The organism is Moritella sp. JT01, from assembly GCF_001574435.1.
Classification (GTDB): Bacteria; Pseudomonadota; Gammaproteobacteria; order Enterobacterales; family Moritellaceae; genus Moritella.
Genome location: NZ_LOCN01000003.1, coordinates 41707 through 67009 on the forward strand (window position 1 = coordinate 41707; position 25303 = coordinate 67009).

The following is a 25303-nucleotide window of genomic DNA, read 5'->3' on the forward strand; positions in this document are numbered from 1 at the left end:
AAATAAAATTTAAGTTTAAAATCAGGAAAACGTTATGACGTTGTCATTAGAGAAAATAAAAATTGGTATTATTGGACTTGGTTATGTTGGTCTTCCATTAGCTGCCGAGTTTGGTAAAAAGTTTAATACTGTTGGTTTTGATATTAACGTAAAGCGTATTGGCGAATTACAAACAGGTCATGATGCAACACTTGAATGTTCGCGAGAAGAACTTCTCGAATCAACAAAATTAACATACACAGCGAATGTTGAAGAGTTGAAAGCGTGTAATGTTTATATCGTGACGGTACCAACTCCGATTAATGAACATAAACAGCCGGATTTAACGCCTTTAGTTAAAGCTTCTGAAATGTTAGGTAAAGTGATATCTAAAGATGATATCGTTATTTATGAATCAACCGTTTATCCTGGTGCGACAGAAGAAGTATGCATACCTGTATTGGAACGTGTCTCTGAAATGGTATTTAACCAAGATTTTTATGCGGGCTATAGTCCTGAACGTATCAATCCAGGTGATAAAGAGCACCGAGTCACAACAATTATGAAAGTGACGTCAGGTTCTACACCTGAAATTGCTGAATTTGTTGATTCTCTTTATCGTGCAATTATTGTTGCTGGAACACATAAAGCGTCTTCGATTAAAGTCGCTGAAGCTGCAAAAGTAATTGAAAATACACAGCGTGATTTGAATATTGCTTTGATCAATGAATTAGCGATTATCTTTAATAAACTTGATATCGACACTGAAGAAGTACTGAAAGCTGCTGGAACTAAATGGAATTTTTTACCATTCCGTCCAGGTTTAGTCGGTGGGCATTGTATCGGTGTTGATCCGTACTATTTGACGCATAAAGCTGAAACGATTGGTTACCACCCTGAAGTAATATTAGCGGGTCGCCGAATTAATGACGGCATGAGTCGTTATGTTGCATCACAGCTCGTTAAGGCTATGTTAAAAAAACGCATTCACGTTGAAGGTGCAAGTGTATTAATCATGGGCTTGACGTTTAAAGAGAACTGTCCTGACCTACGTAATACCAAAGTAGTGGATATTATTACTGAGTTAGAAGAATACAATATTAAAGTTGATATCTATGATCCATGGGTAAGCGCAGAAGGTGCTAAAAAAGAGTACGGTATTGATGTACTAACACAGAAACCTGTTAGTCAGTATGATGGTATTATCATGGCTGTTGCACACGACGAATTTAAGTCCATGCCAACGACTGAATTAAAAGCACTGTGTAAGTCTGAATCAATCATTTATGACTTAAAATATATTCTCGATACTGCTGTCGCAGACATCCGCCTTTAATTAAAAATAAAGCGATATATGGATATATCGCTTACTGAATGAGGTCAACATGACTAAATACGAACAAATTCAACAAGAATTACTTAGTACTCCAAAAGTTTGGTTAGTTACTGGTGTCGCCGGTTTTATCGGTTCTAATTTACTTGAAAAATTATTGAAACTAAATCAGAAAGTTGTTGGTTTAGATAACTTTGCTACAGGGCATCAGCATAATTTGGATGAAGTTCAAGGTTTAGTTACTGACACGCAATGGAATAACTTTAGTTTCATTGAAGGCGATATTCGCAATTATGCAGATTGTGAGCAAGCTGTGATCGGTGTGGACTATGTATTGCATCAGGCTGCATTAGGTTCTGTGCCGCGATCTATTGCAGACCCCCTGACAACAAATGCAGCTAATATTACTGGTTTTATTAATATGCTACAAGTTGCAAAAGAAGCTGATGTTTCAAGCTTCACGTATGCAGCGAGTAGTTCTACTTATGGTGATCATCCTGCATTACCAAAAGTAGAAGAAAATATTGGTAACCCACTATCTCCTTATGCAGTCACAAAGTATGTAAATGAATTGTATTCTGGCGTTTATGCCCAAACCTATGGTTTTAAAACTATTGGACTTCGTTATTTTAATGTATTTGGTCAACGTCAAGATCCAAATGGTGCTTATGCTGCCGTTATCCCTAAATGGACATCTGCAATGATCACTGGAGAAGACGTATTTATCAATGGAGATGGTGAAACAAGTAGAGATTTTTGTTTTATTGAAAATACAGTGCAAATGAATATTTTAGCGGCTACAGCTTCTGATGATGCTAAAGATAAAGTTTATAATGTAGCTGTAGGTGACAGAACAACGTTAAACGATTTGATTAATGCAATTAAGCAGTCGTTAAGTAATAATAATTTAGAAATTAACACTTCGCCTATTTATCAAGACTTTCGTATTGGTGATGTCCGTCATTCTCAAGCGGATATAACTAAAGCTAAAAGTATTTTAGGTTATGTTCCTGAATACCGAATCTTTGAGGGTATTGATAAAGCTATGCCTTGGTATATACAGTTTTTAATCGACGGGAATATTAACTAAATATTTTCACTGTAAGTTTAACGTATTTATATACAGCTAATATTTATTTAAATTAATGTTTTAATAGTAATTCTAATAAAATGTAAGTTGTAATATTAAATTATTATCACTACTTATAAGTTGTAATAATATTATTGTATATTTAAAGGGCTCGATATTTTAATTTAAAGTTGATTTTTCAATGGTGTCTAAGTCTCATCTATTTAACATTTAACATTTAACATTTAACATTTAAATTAATATTTATATTGGTAATTAAGGTTTGTATTTTTCGTAATGAAGATTTATATAAATATAGTTTCAAACATAATTAATGCATTAGTACTCTCTATTCCATATATTATTACGTCTAAAATACTATCCCCTGAAACAATGGGAGAAATGACGTTATATTTGACTATAGGAGTAACTCTTGGTGTTATATTTAATTTAGGATTACCTATTACGTTTTTGATATCTCTTCAAAAAGGTGAATACTTTAATTGTAATGAAAGGTTAAGGGCTTCAAGAACAATATTTATAGTGTTGTTTACTATAATATGTATATTTAATGTCAAGTTGGCTGTAAGCGTTACTATTGCATATCTAATGTTTATAAAAGAAAGTGTAGATAGCGTACTTATTGTTAATAATGAATTCTGGAAAAAGTTATATATATCTATACTAGATTTATTATTTATCATAGCTTTTTCTATATTTGTTTATGTAGGTTCAAGTGAGTTTAGTGTTTTTAATGATTTCTTTTCAGTAATTATTTTGCTATTGACATTTAAATTTATTTTAGTTTCTATATGTATAGTTTTTACTAGAAAATTTAATGTGATATTTTTATCATATTCTTTTATGGGTTTTTCTGAAATAGTAAAACTATGTAAAATTAATATCTATAACATATGTAATTTGCTATTTAGTGCAATTTATTTACAAGGCTACATAATTGTTGTTGGTTTGATGGTGGGGGTTTATGAATTATCATTGATTAAAAGTTTAGCTTTATTTCAGACTGCTATAGCTATTGTTATGAATGCATATTTTCAAGTGATTAATTCTAAAATTATTAACAATTCAATTAATGGTTTGAGTCAAAAAAGTATTGTTGTTAAGTCTCTATTGTTACAATTAATTCTTTCTATTTTATCTGTTGTTTTTATTATTGAATTTCCTATTCTCGAATATATATTTAATATTACAATTTCAGACATGTGGTTGTTAGTACCTTGTTTTTTATTATCATTTATATTAGTCCCTGTTAAAATTGTATTTGCTCAATCTATTACGGCACTCGGTTTGCATAAAGAACGGTTTAAAGCTATTTTTTTAAGTACGGTATTGTCATCACCTATTTTATTTTTTTTAAATTTAAATTTGTTGTATTTACCTGTTTATATCCTATTTCAAGATTTAGTTGTTGTTATATTACTTAAGTATAAAATTAACTCATTATTAAAGGTAAGAATATGAAAGTATTAATCACTCATGGTTGGTCTGAGGAAAACTGTGGCGATTACGCTATTGAAAAATCGATAAAAGAAGTAATTGAAGATGTGTCATCTGAGAATTGTACTTTTAATTATTGGAGTATGTTTGATAATAAAGACCCCCGTCTTATTAGTCAAAATACATTAAAAAATAAACAAGGGAATGTTAATGTTCAAGGCGCATTGTTAGGAACTCCTCCAATTAACTTTAATATTTTTGGAAAAGTTTTTTATTTGTTATATAAAACATCGTTGTCTAGCTTTTTGTTATTGTACTTTCTTTTACAAAGAATAATATTTAAAAAAATATTACATTCCCCTTTTTCATTTGTTAAAAATGCTGATCTTGTGATTGTTAAAGGGGGGACGTTTGTTTATGCGCCAAAAGGAATTCGTGGTTTTTTATTTGCATATAGGATTGCAATTCCAATTCTGATTTCATATTTACACAATAAAAAAATTATCGTTGCTCCTCATTCATTTGGTCCTTTTAGTGGGAGGTTGGCTACTAAGTTATTAACTTTTACATTAAATAGAATTGATACTATTTATTGTAGAGAAACAATATCAATGTCTGTGTTGAGTGATATTGGCGTTAAATCAAATATTGTTTACTGCCCGGATATAGCTTTTTATCAAACTAACGATAATGAAGTATCCATATTGGATACTGATAATATTGTAAATGATAAAAAAATAAAGCCTTTAATAGGTATTACAGTTAGACCGTGGAGTTATATGAATTCTGCAGAGTCGGCTCGTATATATAAGCACTACATTCGTGAAATGTCTTTAATAGTTAAGCTGGGATATGTTGACTATGATTTTGTTTTTATACCACAAGTTATAGGACCTGATCACAGAGAGGATGATTATATTGCAATTCAAGATATATTTAAAGATTTAGATGATAACGAAAAAGAGTCAGTTAAAGTTTTAGAGAGAAGGTTAAGAGAGCCTAGTGAATTAATAAATATTTACTCAAACTTAGACTTATTAATTGGTACTCGAATGCATTCTATTATTTTTGCGTTTATAAGTGGTGTTCCTAGTATTGCTGTATCATACTTAGGTCCTAAACATGCAGGGATTATGAATGAGTTTGGATTAAGTAAATATGTAACTTCAATAAAAGATGTAGACTCTAAAGTTGTATTAACAATGATATCATCTATTTTAGATAATAAAAAAGATTTGGGAAATAAGATTGAGATAACATCAAAGCAGTTGAGGAAAGATATTTATAATAATTTCGAATCAGTGCTTAAATATTTGAAGTGATCAATTTATGGTAATATATATATATTTCGTTTTAACTGGTTTTTTTTTATTTCTTAAAAATACTTCTTTATTTTTTGGTGAATCAGAGAGCCTCGCTGGAATTTTTAGAGAATTAACTTTACTTACTTTGATTGGGACCATGGTATGCGTAATATATCTTAGTAAGAAGAAAAAAATAAAATGCTATTTGAGTGTATGGAATGTTTCATACCTTTTTGTATTAATAATAGGGGTATCTAGCTTATTATATAAAATGTTAGAAGGTGGTAATTATGGGCAATTATTTTCTTTAAAAAATTATATTTATGATGTTTTATTCAACTTATTGCTAGCAATGCTTTTAGTTAATTATTATAGTAAGGTTAAATTTTATAAATCATTGTATTATTTTGCCCTGTTTTTAGCTGTTGGTGCAATATTACAAAAATTCGTTTTATCATCTTATATAGATCTTAGTGAAGTTTATCGAACTACTGTATTTTATACTAGGATTTCATTTATTGCTAATAACCCTAATCATCTTGCATTTTTATTGACGATAGGAATAGCTGCAAATAACAAAAAAGACACTTCCGCACTTGTCGGTTGCCTCGTTTTAACCTTTGCTTGTTTTTTAACTGGGAGTCGTCTATTTTCACTTATTTGCCTATTATTTTTATTTTTTAAAGTATGGAGTATGCGCCATATTGTAGTTTACGTTTTAGGCTTACTTTTACCCTTTCTAGTTTGGGTAATGTTCGGCAGTTTTAATCTCACGGCTTTAGACCGTATAGCGGGGAGTGTTGCTAATTCAGGTAATGATCCTCGCTATGCATTATGGTCTGAAGCGATAAACTATAGTGCTGACAATATTTTCTTAGTATTATTTGGTAATGGGTTCGGCTATATTGGACGCTATCTTGGAGTGAAGAATGAACTTGATATTCCAGTTTTTTATAATAATGAAATTTATGTCAATACAATAACCTACTTAGATAATACTTTTGTTTCTTTATATATGGATGTTGGTTTGGTTGGTTTACTTGTATTTTTATTTATGCTAACCGTCAATTTGTTTTTTGTTAATGTTAAGGGTAGCAGGGTCCGAACATGTGATCTTGGTGTACAACTAATTATTATACTATCGTCATTCTTTGGCGATTCTTTTTTTTCATTTCCTGTCTTGCTTATATATTTAGTTTCAATTTTTAAACAAGAGTCTTATTTTAGGGAACTTCGTTATAATGAACGTTAAAATTTTTGCAAATATATCGGAGCCATTTCGATTTGTGGGCGATTCATATATTTCTAAATATGTTGCCGCTAAGTTTTTGCTGCGTATTAAAAATATAAAAATAGCTTCTCCAGTGATAAATTCAGATGAAACTATTGTTAACTCAGTTGTTAATCCATCTTCATTTGTTGTATTACCTGATTTTACAAGTGCATTTGATTTTATTACAAAATTTTTAATTTCAAAATCTTTTCGTACTAAGTTTAATTCAACTGTTGAAAAGGAAATTAATTCTTGTGATAAAGTTTGGGTTAGAGCCCCTTCAATCGACTCTGTTTTTATCGCTAAAATAGCTCTTAAGAATAGAAAACCTGTGATAATGCATGTCGCTGGTGATTTGAATGGAGTATGGAAAAATAAAAAATATTCTAAATTAAAAACTATTTTTGCTTTTATTTTTGCAAAAATAATTTTATTTTACATATCTAGGTTAGCAAAAAATCAAAATGTTTATATTCTTTCAACTGGGAATGATTTAAATAAACGTTATTCTAATGCTATAAATGGGAGCGAACTATTTTTTGATACCTGTCTAGATATACCCAATATGGAAAAAAGTGGTAATTTAGTGATTAACAAAAATGTTGTTAAATTGTTATACGTTGGTCGTTTGGAATCAGACAAAGGTGTTCTTTCTTTGTGTGATATGATTATGAAACTGAACTCTCAGTATATAGATAAAAAGTTCGAATTAACAATTATTGGATTTGGAACTGCAGCAAATGAATTGGACGAACAGATAAAAAAGTATAATTTAATTGGGTCTGTTACGCATATTGGATTTGTAAAAAATGATGAATTATCAAAGTATTACTTAAATCATGATGTATTTGTTTTTCCTAGTACTGCTCCAGAAGGTTTTCCTCGTGTTATTCAAGAAGCTTGGCTTCATGGTTTACCTGTAGTTACAAGTGACACTGGAGGGATAACTGGGGTGGCAATTGATCGTGTTAATTCTATTATTTTTAAAGCTGGGGATATAGAAGATATGATACTAAAAATAAGTAGTTTAATCGATGATGATGAATTATTTGAATCTTTACACAAAAATATATTAGAATCAAGAAATATGTATACTTCAACTTATCAGCATAATATCGCAATTAAGCGTATTAATGAGGCTGAATTTCGTGGCTAAATTTAATAAATTTGAACGACTAATAGCATCTCAGCTACATAAACATCCATTCTTGAAGCAAATGATAAAATCTGGTTACCAACGTTTACTTTATATATTTTATAAAAAAAACTATAAGTGGAAAGGTATTCGTGAGCTTCAATCTTACGGTATGGTGAATACTGAAACTTTTTGGGGGTATTATGATAAATCACCAATTAGTAATGATAATAAACACATTGCCTATAATGAAAGTGTTCGTTCGACAAAAAATAAACCTGATGATTCTAATTATATTTATCTTAAAATAGTGGATGTTAATTCGTCTAAAATAGTTTTCTCAGAGGAAGTTAGAGCGTTTAATTGGCAGCAGGGATGTCGAGCTCAGTGGCTATCTAGTACTCAATTAATTTATAATGATTATGACATTGAGCGAAATTGTTATGTATCTAAAATGGTTAATTTGACAGATCAAAGCTTAAATATGACATTTGATCTCCCTGTATACGATTGTTTTAAAAATGAGTTTGCCTATTCTATTTCTTTTGAAAGGTTAATGCATTTAAGGCCTGATTATGGTTACCGTGCCCATGAATTAGATAATTATCATTTACCTTTAAATGATAACGATGGTTTGTATTTTTTAGATTTAAAGTCTGGAAAGTCTGAGTTGATTATGACTTTTACAGAGTTTTTACATATATTACCAATAACACTTTCTAAATCGGAAAATATAATTCATAAATTCAATCACCTCATGCTATCACCAAATGGAAGTCAGTTGATGTTTTTACATCGATATTATATTGATGGCACTCGTTTTGACCGGCTTGTAACTATGGATACAGATAGTCATAGACTGAGGTTACTTGCGGATGACGGGATGGTTAGTCATTGCTGCTGGTATGGTGATAATAAAATAATTGGCTATCTTAGACATCACGGAGAAGATGCTTATTATCTAATAGATTTATCTCTAGATAATGTAAGTTACGAACGAATTAATGAATTGAATGGTTATGGTGATGGTCATCCGAGTATATCTTCAAAGGGACATCTTATAACTGACACATATCCTGATAAAAGCCGTATGAAGAACTTAATTTTATTGAATATAAACTCGCGTGATGTACATGTAATAGGGGAAGTATTTGAAGGTTTGGAATGGGAACATGAATCACGCTGCGATTTACATCCAAGATTTTCATTTGATGGTAAGTCAATATATTTTGACTCTGTCCATGAGGGAAAACGTCAATTATATGTTATGGAGAACCCATTAAATGAATAATGATCTACCTTTAGTTTCATTAATCTTGGTTGTAAGAAATAGTGAAATATATTTAGAAAATGCAGTTCAATCTTACCTTAATCAAAATTACCCTCTCTCAAGGATGGAGTTGATAATTGTAGATGGGATGTCAGATGATAAAACTTTAACTAAGATAAATCAGTTGAAAAGTAATTTATTAGACAAATTTTTTTCAGTCTCTATATTAAAGAATGAAAAAAAGATATTAGCAACAGGCTGGAATATTGCGATTAATCATGCTTCAGGTGAGTTTGTTTGCAGGATTGATGTGCATAGTTCAATACCTATTGATTATATCTCTAGTGCCGTAAAAACATTGTCTGTTAACCAGTCAGATGTTGTTGGCGTTGGTGGTGTTCTAATAAACAAATCATTATCAAACTTTGGTCAAGTAGCTTGTGACTTTTACAGTTCAAAATTTGGTGTTGGCAACTCGCCATTTCGTATAGACAGAGAAAGTGGCATTGTTGAATCTGATACCGCAGTTTTTGCTGTGTACAAAACATCATTATTTAAAACCTGTGGTTTATTTAATGAAGAACTAGGGCGAAATCAAGATATTGAATTTCATAAAAGAGTTAGTAAGAGTGGTTTAAAATTATTAACAGACTATAGCTTGAAATGTCATTACTATGTGCGTAGTAATATCAGTGCTTTTGTAAAAAAAGCATATAATGATGGCTTCTGGGTCGTAATGTCTAAGAGTTTCTATCTGAGACATTTAATACCTCTTTTCTTTGTGTTTTTTTGTTTGGGGCAAGTGTTTCTTGCGAGTTTTTTCGATGCTAAGTGGCTATTATTCATTACGATATATTTCTTATTAGCTGTTATATTTGGATTTAAGGATGGTAAAAAATTATTTAGTAAGTTAACCTTACCATTTTTATTCCTGTTTTATCACTTATCATATGGTTGTGGTTCTTTAGTTGCATTATTACGAAAAAAGGTTTAATTATATGTCGTTCATCCCTTTTGCACTCCCTTTAACTGGCGAAGAAGAAATCGCCGAAGTGGCAGATACAATTCGTTCCGGTTGGCTAACTACAGGCCCAAAAACAAAACGTTTTGAAGCTGATTTTGCTGAATTCGTCGGTGCAAAGCATGCGCTTGCTGTTAATTCCGCTACTGCTGGCTTACATCTTGGTCTGGAAGCTCTCGGTGTAGGCAAAGGCGACAAGGTTATTACAACAGTGCACACCTTTACTGCAACAGCTGAAGTTATTCGTTACTTAGGTGCAGATCCTGTATTTGTTGATATTGAAGGTGATAGCTTTAATATTGATTGTGATGCGATTGAAGCGGCTTTAATTGCTCATCCTGAAGTTAAAGTTATTATGCCTGTTCATTATGCAGGACAAGCGGCTAATATGACACGTATTGTTGAATTAGCAAAACAGTATAATGTTAAAATATTAGAAGACGCGGCTCATGCTGTACCGTCGACTCATAATGGCAAAACTATCGGTACTATTGGTGATATAACCGTTTATAGTTTCTATGCAAATAAAACCATGACAACAGGTGAAGGTGGCATGGTCGTTACAGCAAATGATGAGTACGCCAAACGTATCAGTTGCATGCGTTTACATGGAATTAGTAAAGATGTGTTTGATCGATTTACTTCTACCAAACCATCTTGGCACTATGAAGTCGTGGCACCTGGCTTTAAATATAATATGACCGATATTGCTGCTGCAATGGGGATTCATCAATTAAAGAAAGCATGTTTTTTTCAGCAACGTCGTCAATTGATTGCTGAAAAATACACTGCTGCATTTGCCGAACTGCCTTTAATTACACCATTGGTTGTAAATAGTGATGATGTGCATTCATGGCATCTTTATGTGATCCAATTGAAGTTAGAAGAGCTAAGTATTGGTCGTGATCGATTTATTGAAATAATGGCAGAAAAAGGAATAGGCACATCTGTTCATTATATCCCATTACATTTTCATCCTTATTGGCAGCAGGAATATGACCTTAAAGCGGGGGATTTCCCTAAATCAACTTATGCTTTTGAGCGAATTGTTAGTTTACCTAATTATCCAAAAATGACGGATGCTGAAGTTGATAGAGTAATTGCAACAGTGAATGAAATATTACTGGAATATAAGAAAAATGATTAAACGTCTATTTGATTTTATTACATCATTTTTTGGCATTTTATTCTTAAGTCCTGTTCTTATATTTATTGCGTTTTGGATTAAAAAAGATAGCAATGGTCCTATTTTATTTATACAGCAACGGGTTGGCTTAAATGGAAAGTCAATAGGTGTTTATAAATTCAGAACCATGATCATGGATGCGGAATCAAAAGGGCTTAAAATTACGATAGGGCGAGATCCTCGAATTACTGATAGTGGTCACTTCTTACGAAAATATAAGCTGGATGAATTAGCACAATTATTCAATGTCCTTAATGGTTCAATGAGTCTTGTTGGTCCTCGTCCTGAAGTGCAAGAGTACATAGATGAGTATCCTGAAGATATCCGTAGTAAAGTACTTTCTGTGCGTCCTGGTATTACAGATTTTGCATCAATTGAATTTAAAGATGAAAATAGTATTTTAGACGGAGCTAAAGACCCGCAAAAAACATATATTGAAGAAATCTTACCAATCAAACAGCAGTACTATCTTAAGTATGTTGAAGAACAGAATTTGGTATTGGATATTAAATTAATTTTAAAAACGATAGTGGCTATTATAAAATAATTATAAGTCGATATATTATTTTTAATTTAACCTTCATCTAATACAAAATTTATAATTAAATAGATTATGCATAATAAATGACCATGATTTTGTAAAATTAATCATGATCATTGTAATATTTTCATTATTGAATTTGCTGTAATCTATTTTAAATTCGGAGCGAAAAAATGACCCTCTTGCAATATATATTCTCCCTAAATCGTAGCCAAAAACGTATTGTCAGTGTCGCTATCGATATTTTATTTATCCTTGTTGCATTTTGGCTATCGCTATTCGTCCGTCTCGATACCACTGATATATTTTTAAATACTCAGTACTGGATATTAATGATATTAATATCCCCTATTAGCATATTTGCTTTTATTAAGTTTGGTTTATATCGCGCAATATTACGTTATATGGGCTCAAAGGCGTTATCTGCGGTTGCAATTGGTATTGCTATATCAGCAGTTAGCATTGTTGTATTCGCTTACTTTTTTAATATCAATATTCCTCGTACAGTTCCGATCATTTATGCAGCATTTGCGATTATCTTTGTTGGTGGTAGCCGTGTAGCATTACGCTCTGCTGTAAGTACAGGGCTTAAACGTGTTGGTGAACCTGTGATAATTTATGGTGCAGGTGTTAGTGGGCGACAGTTACTTACTTCATTAATGCAAAGCCATGAGTATTACCCGTGTGCATTTGTTGATGACGATAAGTCATTATATGGTTCAAGTATTCAAGGTGTACATGTTTATTCGCCATCTATTTTAGCTAATTTAATTGAGCAGAAAGCTGCGAAAAAAATATTACTTGCCCTGCCAAGTGTGAGCCGTTCACGTCGCCAAGAAATACTGCGTAAGCTGGAACCATTGGCACTGCAAGTGATGACAATCCCTGCAATGGTTGACTTAGTCAGTGGCAATAAACTGTATAGTGATATCAAAGAAGTTGAAATTGAGGACTTGCTAGGGCGTGAACCTGTATCACCGAATAGTGAGCTGATGTCGGCAAACATCAAAGATAAAGTCGTTATGGTGACTGGTGCCGGCGGTTCTATAGGTTCTGAATTATGCCGTCAAATTCTCAAACAAGCTCCAAAAAAGTTGATCTTATTTGAATTGTCTGAATTTGGGCTGTACGCAATTGATCGTGAACTAACGTTAAGTGCGCAAGTGCAAGGGCTAGATATAGAAATTCTGCCGATGATGGGTTCAGTACAACGTGAAAATCGTGTACAAGCTATTATGCAAACCTTCAACGTACAAACCGTTTATCATGCTGCGGCGTACAAGCATGTACCAATGGTTGAACATAATGTAGTTGAAGGTGTACGTAATAATATTTTTGGAACTTTATATACCGCTCGTGCAGCTATTGCGGCAAAGGTTGAAACCTTCGTTCTTATTTCAACCGATAAAGCGGTGCGACCAACCAATGTGATGGGCACGACCAAGCGTATGGCCGAATTAACCTTACAAGCCCTGTCAAAAGAAGAGCATGAAACTCGTTTCTGCATGGTGCGTTTTGGTAACGTATTAGGCTCATCAGGTTCTGTTGTGCCATTATTTCGAAAACAGATCGCAAGTGGTGGTCCCGTTACTGTTACTCATCCTGACATTACCCGTTACTTCATGACTATACCCGAAGCATCACAACTGGTTATTCAAGCCGGAGCTATGGGGAAGGGTGGTGATGTATTCGTATTGGATATGGGAAAATCAGTTAGAATTGTTGATTTGGCCAGTAAAATGATTCATTTGAGTGGATTTAGTGTCAAAGACGAAAAAAACCCGGATGGCGATGTTAGTATCGAGTTTAGTGGTTTACGTCCAGGTGAAAAGCTCTATGAAGAATTATTGATTGGCGATAATGTTACCGGTACCGATCATGAGCGTATCATGACTGCACACGAAATCGACTTACCGTGGAGTGCGTTACAGGTATTGCTGGATAATTTAGATCATGCTTGTCATCATTTTGACCATGAAAAAATTAGAGCTCTATTACTTAATGCACCAACAGGCTTTGCCCCATCCGATGGTATTTGTGATTTACTTTGGTTAGCGAAAAATAAACTTTCATCAGAAGTGAACGAAGTTAATAATGTTATTCCGTTAGTGAATTAATCCACGTTAAACTCTAGTATTACGGTGTGTATTGTACTTAGTAATGAACAGAAACAGGCTAATAGCGAGATTCGTTATTAGCCTGTTTCTGTATCTGGGCTTAAATATTACCCTCTGCGGGTTGCTGCTATATAAGTAAGCGGCTATTGAGCCGTCAATCAGTACTTAAATAAGCGTATTGACCTATTACGTTCCTTGGATTCAAGCTTTAAACTAATTGTTTAATTTGCTTTCAAGGACGGAAACAATGCGTATTTTACATCACGGTGCGGTGAATGGCGTGACCGGATCTTGTCATCAGCTGTATATGAATGATTATAATTCTGTGCTGATCGACTGCGGTTTATTTCAAGGTTCAGAAGCCGCAGGTAATAACAATAAAGACCAACACTCTATCGACTTTAATGTGCGCACCGTTAAAGCGCTTATTATCACGCATTGCCATATTGATCATGTTGGTCGAATTCCTTACTTATTAGCGGCAGGGTTTTCTGGTCCTATCTACGCTACCGAAGCAACTGCAGCGCTCCTTCCTCTTGTTATCGAAGATGCGCTTAAAGTCGGTGTCACCCGCGATAAAAAACTCATCCAAGCTTGCCTATCCCTATTACAAAAACAACTCATTTCTGTGCCGTATCAAAAGTGGCGGACCATTGATGTACTGAAAATACCTAAAGAGGACATAAGTGCAGATGAAGTCTGCTACCAACGGCAAAAGATCCGGTTTTGTCCAGCTGGACATATCCTCGGTTCTGCCTATGTCGAAATCGAACTCGCCACCGATAAACCTATTCGCCGTCACCGTGTTGTATTTTCTGGTGATCTAGGCGCTTCCTACAGCCCATTATTATCATCCCCCCGATCACCATACCGCGCCGATACCTTAATTATTGAAAGTACCTATGGTGATAAAAGGCACGAACACCGCAATCAACGTAGCCAAAAGTTACAAGCCGTCATTGAGCATGCGGTGAGTGATAATGGCGTGGTATTGATCCCTGCATTCAGCATTGGCCGCACACAAGAATTACTCTACGAGATCGAACAGTTTATTCACAGCGCCCCAGAGACGAGTTTATGGAAAAACATTGAAATAATCGTCGATTCGCCAATGGCTGCAAACTTCACCAGTAAATACCGCGATTTTAAAGCCTTGTGGGATAAAGAGGCGTTAGGTAAGTTAAAGCAAGGTCGCCATCCACTTAATTTTGAACAGCTTTATACCATCGACAGTCATCAAGAACACCTAACTGTCGTTAAGTATCTAGCTAGACGTAACAAACCTGCGATTGTCATTGCCGCCAGTGGCATGTGTAGTGGTGGCCGTATCGTTAATTACCTCACACAATTTTTACCTGATGCCAAAGCCGATGTTATTTTTGTTGGTTATCAAGCCCAGGGCACCCCGGGTCGAGATATCCAACAATACGGACCAAGGGGAGGTTATGTTGAGCTTAACGGTAAGCGCGTAACCATTAATGCCGATATCCATAACATTAGTGGTTATTCAGCCCATGCTGATCAACTAGATTTACTTAATTTTGTAAAACATATAAAGCATAAGCCACAACAGATACGTATTGTGCACGGTGATGAAAGTGCAAAAGCTGTGTTGGCGGAAAAATTGAGAGTGTTAGTGCCCGATACGCAGATATTGCGACCAACAGAATAATATTAGTTGATATACCTAATCTTGATATGTAATGAGAATAAAGTTAATATGGCGTCCAATTATTAAGATGATAACTAGTGTTTAGCTGAAAGTATGACAGGTCATCTTAGAGTTAGATGTTATAATTTATTGGGTGAAACCCATATTGAGATAGGTTTTTAAATTCAAATGAGTATTAATATAATGTCTAAATTAAATACTAATATTAGCGCTAAATTAGTGCCTATATTGGCATGTCTGTTTCCTATTATATGTCTAGCATACGGGAAAGGCTATAAAACAATACCCATTATTTTATTGCTATTTTCTTTACCAACTCTATTTTCAATTCCTCGTAATATCTTAACTAAAGATGTAAAAGTATTGATAGGGGCATTTCTATTTTATTTTGGTATTTTTGTTTTCTCTACATTATTAAATGGAGATAGCTTGTCGCGACTGGATGGTCCTAGTCGATTTATTTTATGTATTCCTATTTTTATAGCAATACTTCGTTATCCCCCTCCTTTTTCTTGGATTACGAAAAGTATTGTTGTAGCAAGTTATATTGCTGGGATAGCCGCTCTAATTTTGGTTTTTAACTATGACCACACACGTGCGTTTATGTCAGGTAATGATTTATTTTCTGAAGGTTACATGCCGATTCAGTCGGGTGATATAGCGATGACTTTTGGTATTCTGTGTTTGCCAATCGCCATTTATTATCTAAAAAAATCAGCAATAATTACATCGATTATATGTAGTGTGGGTGCAGCGTTTGGTATGTCAGCAAGTTATCTTTCTGGATCTCGAGGTGGTTGGGTATTTGTTCCTGTTGCTATTCTATTTTTACTTTATATGAATAGAGCCGTAATACATAAAAATAGAAAAAAATTGGTAGCATTCATCATTGTTACGATCACGGCATTACTCATACTTACTATGATTAATCCAAAGTTCAATATAAAATCGATAACGCATCTGGAAATACCTGAGGTTCAGCGTACTTTAAATTCTCTTGATGCATATGCAAAAGGGAACCCAGGTTCATCCACGGGTGTTCGTTTAGAGTTATGGCGTGATTCGATTTATACATTTTTTGAAAAACCTTTTGTTGGTGTCGGTTATGACAAGCGTATTGAGTTGAGAACTCAACGGCGAGAAGATGGTATAATTACCATACCTGATGGTTTATGGAATACTCATTCACATAATCAGTATTTAGAAGCTTTATCTGTAAGAGGTTTTCTGGGATTTATTGGATTAATGGGGATCTTCATTGCACCTTTATTCATCTTTAGGAAAATGTATCGTGATGGAAATGAACAGGTAAAAACCATTGCGCAATGTGGGGCATTAAGTGTCATTATGATGATGGGATACTGCTTGACTCAGGCAATATTCAAGCACAATTCTGGCGCTATATTTTATCCGTTGATGACGGTTATTTTCCTTGGTAGCGGTTTAGTGTTTGTAAAGACAGAAACTGAAAATTAGTTTTATAATTATAGGATAAGGTTCTCTTCATGAGTGAGAAAATCTTACTTGATGCACTGCTTGTAGTACCATACCACACCGTCAACTCTAGGGTTAACTGAGTTAAGTTCGCAAACCATGGCGATACAAGCCTCCTGTTGTGTCATCGTTTACGATTAACTTAACGTTAAAACCAATGTAGGAAAAAGAAGCATTTGGAATGCTCTTTAAGTTATTATCTGCTACGGTGGGCAATTACTATCTTTAGTAGTTCATCAGACTATTATTTAGTAAAATTATATGAGTATTTAGTAAAATTATATGAGTTATACATGAAAATTGAAGTGATCATTAGTGCATACAACAACGTATGTGACTTACAGTTAGTGCTGAATGGATATCGCCGTCAATCTGAGCCTAATTTTTCGATCTGTATTGCTGATGATGGGTCAGGGCCTGAGGTTAGAGATCTCATCGACCAATACACGGACCTGAATATTCGCCATGTTTGGCAAGAAGATCACGGGTTTCGTAAAACACGTATTGTAAACAACGCTATCACAACCAGTCAGGCTGAGCACATTATCCTAACAGATGGCGACTGTATACCTTCACCTGACTTTGTTGCGGACCACAAAGAAATGGCTTCACCTGATAAATTTACCGTGGGTGTACGAGTTTATATTAAGAAGGATATCTCTCAACGTTTACGCAATCAGGCTTTAGATATAACAGCATTATTTAATATTTTATGGCTGTTGTGGCAATCAATAAAGAAAAAAATCAGCAAGTCAGAACAAGCCATCCGATATCCTACCTGGTTGTTACCATTGGTGACCAAACTCAAACCACGTATGACTCGCTTCGGTGCTAACCTCGCAATGAGTCGAACATCACTTTGTGAAGTCAATGGGTTAGATGAAGATTATGAAGGTTGGGGGGTCGAAGATACCGATCTTATTTGGCGCCTTTCTGAGTATGGGCTAACACCTACAGGGGCTCTCGGGCGTTGTCGCCAGTACCATCTTGAGCATAAGCCCTCAGAAAAAAATACTGAAGCTAGAGCGCATCTTATGAGAAAACAGAAAGCGGGTAAAATACGTTGCCTCAATGGTATTGAAAAACTGACAGGTACCAGCTAATAATAAACGCTTAATTTACTAATGATGAGATGCCATTGATTCGAATCTTTCGAGTTTTATAGGTTAACGAACTTCTCGATGACCAACTTTTATTATCATTAGTAACTTAATATTAGTATTAGTATTATAGTGTCCTTTAAAATTTGCTGTTATTTGTGTATAAGGTTTGCTCATGAACAAAAAAATCTCGGTTTGCATTATCTGTAAAAATGAAGAAAATAAAATAGAAGCATGCTTACAGTCGGTCTCTTGGGCGGATGAAATAGTGGTTGTTGATTCAGGCAGTACTGATAGAACGCTTGATATTGTAAAAAAATATACAGATAAGGTGTTCGTACTAGAAGATTGGCCTGGCTTTGGTGAACAGAAACGTCGTGCCGAAGCATTAGCCAGTAATGATTGGATATTTTCAATTGATGCAGATGAAGTTGTTCCCGAAACATTAGCGTTAGAAATTCAAGCTGCATTAAACAGTGCTAATGTTGAACAGGTATTTAGTGTCAATCGCCTGACTCATTTTTGCGGTAAATTTGTTTATCACAGTGGCTGGTATCCAGATAAATTACCGCGCATATACAATCGCAGCCGTTATCGCTATAACCAGAACATGGTGCATGAGTCGTTAGAGTGTAAAGGCGCGCCAATTATAGATTTAAAACACAATTTATTGCATTATACTTTTTCTGATCTGAGTGTTTATCTACAAAAACGCACAGGTTATGCAGAGGCTTGGGCGGAAGAAAGATATAAGAAAGGTAAAAAAGGATCATTGTTGAACGGTTCGTTTTCGGCTGTTTTTGCTTTTATTCGCCATTACTTTTTACGTCGTGGTTTTTTAGATGGCCGAATTGGTTTTTTGATCGCGGCAATACAGTTTCAGTATACTTTTAACAAATATGCATTATTGAAATTTAAAAATATCAATACTAAACCAGAACCAAAAGATTAATGTAACCTGCCCCTAATGGCATTTACTACTGAATTTGATAGGTTGATAATGAGAATATTAGCATTTCCTGGCTTTGCCAATGCGTACAATAGCGTTCGCCCTGAAGTTGAAACATTTATTGGTCTTGCTAATAAAGGCCATGACGTAACCGTGATGATACCTGAAGGCTCAAATGCCTTGCGTTATTATCAAGATGCTGGCATCAAGGTGCTATTCGGTTATCCGAAGCGTAAAGTCTGTTTAGAGACAATAAAGGCCTTGCGTGCAGAGTTAAAACTGCATGATTATGATGTCGTTTATGCGACAAACTCTAAAACCATCCCCAATGCGGCATTTGCGTGTATCGGTTTACCCGTTAAGTTAGTCGCTTATCGTGGTACTACCGGTGGTTTATACCGACATGATCCAAGTGCATATTTGACTATGTTACACCCACGTGTAGACGGTGTTATTTGTGTATCAGAAGCGGTAAGACAAGATATTTTACAACAAGTTTGGAAAGGCAAAGATCAGGTCGTGACTATCCATAAAGGGCATAACCTTGATTGGTACCAGCATACGGCGGCAGATCTTAGCGAATTTGGCGTAACGGATAACGATTTCACTGTGGTGTGTGCTTGTAATGTTCGTCCAAGTAAAGGTATTGAAGTCATGTTGACGGCGGCAGAGCAGCTGACCGATTTGACTAACTTCCACTTGTTGTTAGTCGGTAAAGGGCTTGATCAAGAACCTTACCGTAGTTTGATTGCGCAGCATCCGATGAAAGATCGGATCCATGTAACGGGTTATCGTAAAAATGCGCCTGAAATAATTACTGCCTGTGATGTACTTGTACAACCGTCGATCAGTGGTGAAGGTTTACCCCGAGCGGTGATGGAGGCTATGTCATGTGGTACGCCGACAATCGTGACGACAACGGGTGGTGGTAAAGAAGTCGTCGTTGATGGCTCAACTGGATTTGTCGTACCAGTAAAAGATGCGAATGCCATTGCAGAAAAAGTACGTTTTTTCCATCGTAATCCACAATCGATTACTGAGTTTGGTGTAGCAGGTAAGGCAAAATTAGTGAACGAGTTTTCAACCAAGAATACTGTTGATAAATTTGAACAATATTTTCAACAGTTATAATTTCTTTACGTATTTTGCATTTAATCCCCCTCGTCCTACTTTATAAAAGAGTAAGGAGAGGGGGATTTTAGTATCTGCTTAAAAGCGGTATAATTATTGCCTATATTAAATGATATGCTGATTTTTTGACATTCGGGAATTATATCTGAACATGCGTTTAGTCTCGTTTTTCTCGTGCTAAAGAAGGATAAATATGTTCAACAACAAATCCATTCTCATCACCGGCGGCACTGGCTCTTTTGGTAAAAAATATACCAAAACCATTCTTGCTAATTACAAACCAAAACGTTTAATTATTTTATCGCGTGATGAGCTCAAGCAGTTTGAAATGCAGCAAGAGTTTAATGATCCTTGTATGCGTTATTTCATCGGTGACGTACGTGATGCTGAGCGTATGATGCAAGCGATGCAGGATGTGGACTTTGTTATCCATGCTGCCGCATTAAAGCAAGTACCTGCGGCAGAATATAACCCGATGGAGTGCATTAAAACTAATATTCACGGCGCTGAAAATGTCATTAAAGCCGCTATTGCCAATAAAGTCGAAAAGGTAATCGCGTTATCAACCGACAAAGCGGCGAACCCGATCAATTTATACGGCGCAACAAAATTGGCCTCGGATAAGCTGTTTGTTGCTGCTAACAATATGGTGGGCAGTGGTCCAACCCGTTTTGCTTGTGTACGTTATGGCAATGTTGTTGGCTCGCGCGGTTCTGTGGTGCCTTTCTTTAAAGGTTTGCTAGAAAAAGGGGCAGAATCCTTACCTGTGACGCATCCTGACATGACCCGTTTTTGGATCACATTACAAGACGGCGTTGATTTTGTGTTAACTAACTTTAAACGTATGCAGGGCGGCGAAATATTTATTCCTAAGATCCCGTCTGTGCATATTATGGATTTGGTTGCGGCTTACGCACCTGGCATTAAAACCGAGATCATTGGTATTCGCCCTGGTGAAAAATTGCATGAGATCATGTGTCCTAAAGATGACTCGCATTTAACTTTAGAATTTACTGATCATTATGTTATTTGCCCGACTATCACGTTTTTCGGTCAAGATATTGATTATGGTTTAAATCAGTTGGGTGAAAAAGGCCAAGCCGTCACACAAGGATATGAATATCATTCTGGTAATAATCCTGATTTTCTGAATATTCAGCAGATCCGCGATTTTGACCGCCAAGCAGAGCTGTAAGGAATAGTATTGTTATGATCCCTTATGGTAAGCAGGATATTAACCAGCAAGACATTGATGCGGTCATTGCCGTATTACAATCCGATTTTCTCACCCAAGGTCCACAAGTCCCTTTGTTTGAACAAGCATTAATCGCGCATACTGGCGCTGACTATGCCGTGGCTTGTAACAGTGCGACATCGGCCTTGCATCTCGCTTGTTTAGCATTAGAACTCGGTGAGGGGGATTGGTTATGGACAACCCCTATAACATTCGTCGCCTCGGCTAATTGTGGACTATATTGTGGTGCAAAAGTTGATTTTGTCGATATTGATCCTGCGACTTATAACCTTTGTCCAAAGGCGCTTGAAAAAAAGTTAATTACTGCAAAAGCACAAAACAAATTACCTAAAGTCGTTATTCCGGTGCACTTGTGTGGTCAATCCTGTGATATGGCCGCTATTCATGCATTATCATTACAATATGGTTTTAAGATCATTGAAGACGCCGCCCATGCCATTGGCGGGACTTACCAAGGTTCGCCGATCGGTTGTGGCCAATATGCCGATATTACTGTGTTTAGCTTTCATCCCGTGAAAATTGTTACCACAGCAGAAGGTGGTGCGGCATTAACGAATCAACGTGCATTAGCCGATAAAATGATGCGGTTACGCAGCCATGGCATTACCCGTGATAAAACGTTAATGATGCCTATTTCAGGTTTCGACATTGATGAGCAGGGGGATTGGTATTACCAGCAACTGGAACTTGGTTTTAATTACCGAATGACAGAGCTGCAAGCCGCGCTAGGCGTGAGCCAAATACAACGTTTGCAGGCGTTTGTGACTAAGCGTCGACGTCTTGCTAATCGTTATAATACATTACTAGCTGATTTACCGTTAACGTTACCGACGCAGCTAGAAAAAACGAATTCGGCTTGGCACTTATATGTTGTCGGTCTGCAATTGGAACCCATGGACCTGTTGCAAAAAAACAGTGCTAAAAAGGACTTACTTAAGACGTCTTCGTCTCAGGCGTTCTTACCTAAAAATAAGGTGTTCAAGCAATTACGTGAACTGGGGATTGGCGTTAACTTGCATTATATCCCTGTACATACTCAGCCTTATTATCAGCAAATGGGTTTTGCCTATGGCGATTTTCCTGTGGCTGAAAACTATTATCAGCAAGCACTCTCGTTACCGTTATTCCATGGAATGACTGATCAGCAGCAAGATGAAGTGGTGGCTGCATTACAGACTGTGTTAGTACAGTCTGTATTAGTAAATAGTGTATTACTTATTGATGGCTCAAGGAATTAATATGCACATCGCGATAATTCCAGCCCGCGGCGGTAGTAAACGTATTCCGCGTAAAAACATCAAATTATTTCATGGCAAGCCCATGATTGCTTATTCAATTGAAGCCGCGCAAAAATCAGGTTGTTTTGATAAAATTATTGTATCGACAGATGATCAAGAGATTGCCGATATCGCCCGTGAACTTGGTGCTGAAGTGCCTTTTTTACGTCCTGCAGACATCGCGGATGATCATGCGTCGACGATGGATGTGATGGAACATGCCATTGACTGGTGTCAAAGTCATGGACTGAATGCCGAGTTTGTCTGCTGTATTTACGCCACCGCGCCTTTTATTACCCCTGCGTCATTACAACGCGGCTTAACTGAAATGAAAACAAATAAATTCAGTTATGCTTTCACCGCGACAACATTTTCTTTTCCGATCCAGCGTGCTATTCGTCGAACGGGTGAAATGTTTGATGATCGTAATTTGACTATACGCTCACAAGATTTAGAAGAAGCCTTTCATGATGCGGGACAATTTTATTGGGGTAAACCCGAAGCTTTCGTTTGTCGTAAATCCGTGTTTAGTGATGATTCATATTTAATTTTATTGCCTCGCACTGTGGTTCAAGACATTGATAGTGAAGAAGACTGGCTGACAGCGGAAGTGATGTATCAAGTGATGAAATCCACGGGTGAGTGGCAGTTATAATGAAGGTTACTTTTAGAGTCGATGCATCATTAACGATAGGCACTGGACATGTTATGCGCTGCCTAACATTAGCGAATGTATTACGGCTGCGTGGACATCAGTGTACATTCGTTTGTGTGCAACATGCAGGCAATATGATCACTGCGATTAAGATGGCGGGTTTTCAGGTTCATCTGTTAGCTGCGCGGCATGGTCAGTATCAAATTAATGAACAAGAACCAAATAATTATGCGCAATGGCTCGGCTGTTCGCAGCATGAAGATGCTAAGCAAACTAAGAATATATTGGCGTTTAATAACCAACCGTCACTTGAGAGTTTGGGGATGAAACCAGATTGGTTAGTGGTTGATAGTTACGCGTTAAATCAACAATGGCAGAATCAATTTACTGGGTTTGGCATTAAAATATTTGTTATTGATGATTTAGCCGATCGGTTACATCAATGCGATCTATTACTTGATCAAACCTTTGGTCGCGCAGCGCTTGATTATCGACACTTGGTTCCCGTGAAGAGTGAAATACTCGCCGGTGTCGACTATTGCTTATTACGTCCTGAATTTTTACAGCATAGACGTATCAATAATGACGTTAGCAGGACAGGGCTGCAAGTTAATAATAAATATCAGATATTGATAACACTTGGTGGTATTGATGAGCATAATGTCACTGAACGTATACTCACTATTTTTAATCAATTATCTTTGCTTAATACGCGCTTTGTTGTCGTGCTTGGGGTAAACAGTCCATGGCAAGCGCGAATAAAAACATTGGCTGTAAAATTGAACATCGCGGTCACTGTGCATGTCGGTGTTAATAATATGGCGGCATTAATGAGTCAATGTGACTTTGCGATCGGCGCTGCTGGGTCAACGACTTGGGAGCGCTGTTGTGTCGGTTTACCGTCTGCGTTGCTCGCCATTGCTGATAATCAAGAGTTTGCATTATCGGTGTTAGCGAATGAAGGCATAGTGGCCAAATTTGATCTGGGTACGTTAGAAGAGGATATTAAGTCCTTTTTCTATGATAAAAATAAAGACGAAATTATTTCAACGTTAACTGCTCACTGTAAGCGACTGGTTGATGGTGCCGGGTGTAGGCGGGTTGTCGATAAAATGGAGAGTATGCATGCACTGTAACCTTCGGAAAATGCAAGAAAGTGATTTAGCCTTGGTATTAGAATGGCGTAATCGAGATGAAGTTAGGCACAATATGTATACTAACGCCATTATCAGTATGGAAGCGCATATAGGCTGGTGGCATAGAGAAAGTGTGAATAGTGCCACGCATTTACTGATTGCAGATGTGGATGGTAAAGCCGCTGGTGTGGTTAACTTTACGCATTATACCGGTGAAGCTGGCATTGCTTCATGGGCTTTTTACACTGGTGATAGCCGAGTCCGTGGTATTGGCAGTTTAATGGAAGTTGCGGCACTTGAATATGCATTCGAGGTGCTAAAGGTAAGACGCCTAGAATGTGAAGTACTGGCGTTTAATTATCCTGTCGTTCGATTCCATCGTAAGTTTGGCTTTAAAGTTGAAGGTATTAAGCAACAAGCTTATCAACGTGATGGGGAGTGCTACGATATATATAGCTTAGCGATGTTGGCTGAACATTGGCGCTTTAACCAGAGTGTAGCAAAAGCAAAGACCGTGAATAAAATCCCCAAAATTATCAGTAAAACTGCCTTTATCAGTGATGGGATGGTCGCAAAATTTGCGGACTTGAGTGATGATCATAACCCTATCCATTTTGAGGATGAAGCGGCTAAAATGCATGGTTTTGATGGCCGTATTTGTCATGGCATGCTAGCGAGTAGTTTATTTTCTGGGTTGTTTGCATCGTCTGACTTTGGCGCTGGGACTATTTATCTTGCACAAAGTTTAAAATTTACAAATCCCATCAGGGTTAATTCAGAGGTTACTGTCACGGGTAAACTCTTGTCTCAAATCGGCCGCAAAGTGATATTAGAAACCACTATATCGTCAGGCGAACAGGTGTGTATTCGGGGTGAAGCCGAGATTCTGTTAGCAAATGAAACCGCCACTGAATTAACAAGTGAAGTAGCCAAGGATATTGTGTGAGC

At 36.1% G+C, this 25303-nt stretch carries 21 protein-coding genes; all 21 read left to right on the forward strand.

Annotated features, from left to right (window positions below; genetic code table 11):
- Positions 1 to 34 precede the first annotated feature (34 nt).
- A complete protein-coding gene (gene tviB, locus AKG98_RS02955; RefSeq protein ID WP_067041170.1) occupies positions 35 to 1315 on the forward strand; it encodes a Vi polysaccharide biosynthesis UDP-N-acetylglucosamine C-6 dehydrogenase TviB in 1281 nt (426 codons plus the stop codon).
- Between the two features lie 49 nt (positions 1316 to 1364).
- Positions 1365 to 2402: an NAD-dependent epimerase/dehydratase family protein gene (locus AKG98_RS02960; RefSeq protein ID WP_067041173.1), complete on the forward strand. Its 1038-nt coding sequence runs from the start codon at positions 1365 to 1367 to the stop codon at positions 2400 to 2402.
- 276 nt (positions 2403 to 2678) lie between these two features.
- Positions 2679 to 3863: a hypothetical protein gene (locus tag AKG98_RS02965; RefSeq protein WP_157534058.1), complete on the forward strand. Its 1185-nt coding sequence runs from the start codon at positions 2679 to 2681 to the stop codon at positions 3861 to 3863.
- Positions 3860 to 5161: a polysaccharide pyruvyl transferase family protein gene (locus AKG98_RS02970; RefSeq protein ID WP_067041179.1), complete on the forward strand. Its 1302-nt coding sequence runs from the start codon at positions 3860 to 3862 to the stop codon at positions 5159 to 5161. The genes AKG98_RS02965 and AKG98_RS02970 overlap by 4 nt, the downstream gene beginning before the upstream one ends.
- Before the next feature lie 7 nt (positions 5162 to 5168).
- On the forward strand, positions 5169 to 6395 hold the full coding sequence (locus AKG98_RS02975; protein WP_083543868.1) for an O-antigen ligase family protein: 1227 nt from the start codon (positions 5169 to 5171) through the stop codon (positions 6393 to 6395).
- On the forward strand, positions 6385 to 7572 hold the full coding sequence (locus tag AKG98_RS02980) for a glycosyltransferase (protein WP_067041184.1): 1188 nt from the start codon (positions 6385 to 6387) through the stop codon (positions 7570 to 7572). The genes AKG98_RS02975 and AKG98_RS02980 overlap by 11 nt, the downstream gene beginning before the upstream one ends.
- The gene (locus AKG98_RS02985) at positions 7565 to 8842 is read left to right on the forward strand and encodes a hypothetical protein (protein WP_067041187.1); all 1278 of its coding nucleotides are present in this window, start codon (positions 7565 to 7567) and stop codon (positions 8840 to 8842) included. Before AKG98_RS02980 ends, AKG98_RS02985 begins: the two co-directional genes overlap by 8 nt.
- The gene (locus AKG98_RS02990) at positions 8835 to 9815 is read left to right on the forward strand and encodes a glycosyltransferase family 2 protein (protein ID WP_067041190.1); all 981 of its coding nucleotides are present in this window, start codon (positions 8835 to 8837) and stop codon (positions 9813 to 9815) included. The genes AKG98_RS02985 and AKG98_RS02990 overlap by 8 nt, the downstream gene beginning before the upstream one ends.
- A gap of 4 nt (positions 9816 to 9819) precedes the next feature.
- Positions 9820 to 10989, forward strand: a complete 1170-nt coding sequence (locus tag AKG98_RS02995) for a DegT/DnrJ/EryC1/StrS aminotransferase family protein (protein ID WP_067041193.1) — start codon at positions 9820 to 9822, stop codon at positions 10987 to 10989.
- Positions 10982 to 11575, forward strand: coding sequence for a sugar transferase (locus AKG98_RS03000; RefSeq protein ID WP_067041196.1), 594 nt, complete (start codon positions 10982 to 10984; stop codon positions 11573 to 11575). Before AKG98_RS02995 ends, AKG98_RS03000 begins: the two co-directional genes overlap by 8 nt.
- A 167-nt stretch (positions 11576 to 11742) precedes the next feature.
- Positions 11743 to 13686 carry a nucleoside-diphosphate sugar epimerase/dehydratase gene (locus tag AKG98_RS03005; RefSeq protein ID WP_067041199.1) on the forward strand — a complete coding sequence of 648 codons (1944 nt, stop codon included), beginning with the start codon at positions 11743 to 11745 and terminating at the stop codon, positions 13684 to 13686.
- Between the two features lie 247 nt (positions 13687 to 13933).
- Positions 13934 to 15358, forward strand: a complete 1425-nt coding sequence (locus AKG98_RS03010) for an MBL fold metallo-hydrolase RNA specificity domain-containing protein (RefSeq protein WP_067041202.1) — start codon at positions 13934 to 13936, stop codon at positions 15356 to 15358.
- A gap of 183 nt (positions 15359 to 15541) precedes the next feature.
- The gene (locus tag AKG98_RS03015) at positions 15542 to 16834 is read left to right on the forward strand and encodes an O-antigen ligase (RefSeq protein WP_067041205.1); all 1293 of its coding nucleotides are present in this window, start codon (positions 15542 to 15544) and stop codon (positions 16832 to 16834) included.
- Between the two features lie 311 nt (positions 16835 to 17145).
- Positions 17146 to 17955, forward strand: a complete 810-nt coding sequence (locus AKG98_RS03020) for a glycosyltransferase (RefSeq protein WP_198155389.1) — start codon at positions 17146 to 17148, stop codon at positions 17953 to 17955.
- 172 nt (positions 17956 to 18127) lie between these two features.
- Positions 18128 to 18904 (forward strand): glycosyltransferase family 2 protein, encoded by a 777-nt coding sequence (locus AKG98_RS03025; RefSeq protein WP_067041210.1) that lies wholly within the window; start codon positions 18128 to 18130, stop codon positions 18902 to 18904.
- Between the two features lie 48 nt (positions 18905 to 18952).
- Positions 18953 to 20032 (forward strand): glycosyltransferase family 4 protein, encoded by a 1080-nt coding sequence (locus AKG98_RS03030; protein WP_067041213.1) that lies wholly within the window; start codon positions 18953 to 18955, stop codon positions 20030 to 20032.
- 193 nt (positions 20033 to 20225) lie between these two features.
- Positions 20226 to 21227, forward strand: a complete 1002-nt coding sequence (gene pseB, locus AKG98_RS03035) for a UDP-N-acetylglucosamine 4,6-dehydratase (inverting) (RefSeq protein WP_067041215.1) — start codon at positions 20226 to 20228, stop codon at positions 21225 to 21227.
- Between the two features lie 14 nt (positions 21228 to 21241).
- The gene (gene pseC / locus AKG98_RS03040) at positions 21242 to 22525 is read left to right on the forward strand and encodes a UDP-4-amino-4,6-dideoxy-N-acetyl-beta-L-altrosamine transaminase (RefSeq protein WP_067041217.1); all 1284 of its coding nucleotides are present in this window, start codon (positions 21242 to 21244) and stop codon (positions 22523 to 22525) included.
- Between the two features lies 1 nt (position 22526).
- On the forward strand, positions 22527 to 23219 hold the full coding sequence (gene pseF, locus AKG98_RS03045; protein WP_067041220.1) for a pseudaminic acid cytidylyltransferase: 693 nt from the start codon (positions 22527 to 22529) through the stop codon (positions 23217 to 23219).
- Positions 23219 to 24355 (forward strand): UDP-2,4-diacetamido-2,4,6-trideoxy-beta-L-altropyranose hydrolase, encoded by a 1137-nt coding sequence (gene pseG / locus AKG98_RS03050; protein WP_067041223.1) that lies wholly within the window; start codon positions 23219 to 23221, stop codon positions 24353 to 24355. The genes pseF and pseG overlap by 1 nt, the downstream gene beginning before the upstream one ends.
- Positions 24345 to 25301, forward strand: a complete 957-nt coding sequence (gene pseH / locus AKG98_RS03055; protein ID WP_067041227.1) for a UDP-4-amino-4,6-dideoxy-N-acetyl-beta-L-altrosamine N-acetyltransferase — start codon at positions 24345 to 24347, stop codon at positions 25299 to 25301. Before pseG ends, pseH begins: the two co-directional genes overlap by 11 nt.
- Positions 25302 to 25303: the final 2 nt, after the last annotated feature.

Bases quoted from the DNA above. Each gene is read 5' to 3' on its own strand.
- tviB (WP_067041170.1), top strand. From the start codon at position 35: ATGACGTTGTCATTAGAGAAAATAAAAATTGGTATTATTGGACTTGGT.
- AKG98_RS02960 (WP_067041173.1), top strand. From the start codon at position 1,365: ATGACTAAATACGAACAAATTCAACAAGAATTACTTAGTACTCCAAAA.
- AKG98_RS02965 (WP_157534058.1), top strand. From the start codon at position 2,679: ATGAAGATTTATATAAATATAGTTTCAAACATAATTAATGCATTAGTA.
- AKG98_RS02970 (WP_067041179.1), top strand. From the start codon at position 3,860: ATGAAAGTATTAATCACTCATGGTTGGTCTGAGGAAAACTGTGGCGAT.
- AKG98_RS02975 (WP_083543868.1), top strand. From the start codon at position 5,169: ATGGTAATATATATATATTTCGTTTTAACTGGTTTTTTTTTATTTCTT.
- AKG98_RS02980 (WP_067041184.1), top strand. From the start codon at position 6,385: ATGAACGTTAAAATTTTTGCAAATATATCGGAGCCATTTCGATTTGTG.
- AKG98_RS02990 (WP_067041190.1), top strand. From the start codon at position 8,835: ATGAATAATGATCTACCTTTAGTTTCATTAATCTTGGTTGTAAGAAAT.
- AKG98_RS02995 (WP_067041193.1), top strand. From the start codon at position 9,820: ATGTCGTTCATCCCTTTTGCACTCCCTTTAACTGGCGAAGAAGAAATC.
- AKG98_RS03000 (WP_067041196.1), top strand. From the start codon at position 10,982: ATGATTAAACGTCTATTTGATTTTATTACATCATTTTTTGGCATTTTA.
- AKG98_RS03005 (WP_067041199.1), top strand. From the start codon at position 11,743: ATGACCCTCTTGCAATATATATTCTCCCTAAATCGTAGCCAAAAACGT.
- AKG98_RS03010 (WP_067041202.1), top strand. From the start codon at position 13,934: ATGCGTATTTTACATCACGGTGCGGTGAATGGCGTGACCGGATCTTGT.
- AKG98_RS03015 (WP_067041205.1), top strand. From the start codon at position 15,542: ATGTCTAAATTAAATACTAATATTAGCGCTAAATTAGTGCCTATATTG.
- AKG98_RS03020 (WP_198155389.1), top strand. From the start codon at position 17,146: ATGAAAATTGAAGTGATCATTAGTGCATACAACAACGTATGTGACTTA.
- AKG98_RS03025 (WP_067041210.1), top strand. From the start codon at position 18,128: ATGAACAAAAAAATCTCGGTTTGCATTATCTGTAAAAATGAAGAAAAT.
- AKG98_RS03030 (WP_067041213.1), top strand. From the start codon at position 18,953: ATGAGAATATTAGCATTTCCTGGCTTTGCCAATGCGTACAATAGCGTT.
- pseB (WP_067041215.1), top strand. From the start codon at position 20,226: ATGTTCAACAACAAATCCATTCTCATCACCGGCGGCACTGGCTCTTTT.
- pseC (WP_067041217.1), top strand. From the start codon at position 21,242: ATGATCCCTTATGGTAAGCAGGATATTAACCAGCAAGACATTGATGCG.
- pseF (WP_067041220.1), top strand. From the start codon at position 22,527: ATGCACATCGCGATAATTCCAGCCCGCGGCGGTAGTAAACGTATTCCG.
- pseG (WP_067041223.1), top strand. From the start codon at position 23,219: ATGAAGGTTACTTTTAGAGTCGATGCATCATTAACGATAGGCACTGGA.
- pseH (WP_067041227.1), top strand. From the start codon at position 24,345: ATGCACTGTAACCTTCGGAAAATGCAAGAAAGTGATTTAGCCTTGGTA.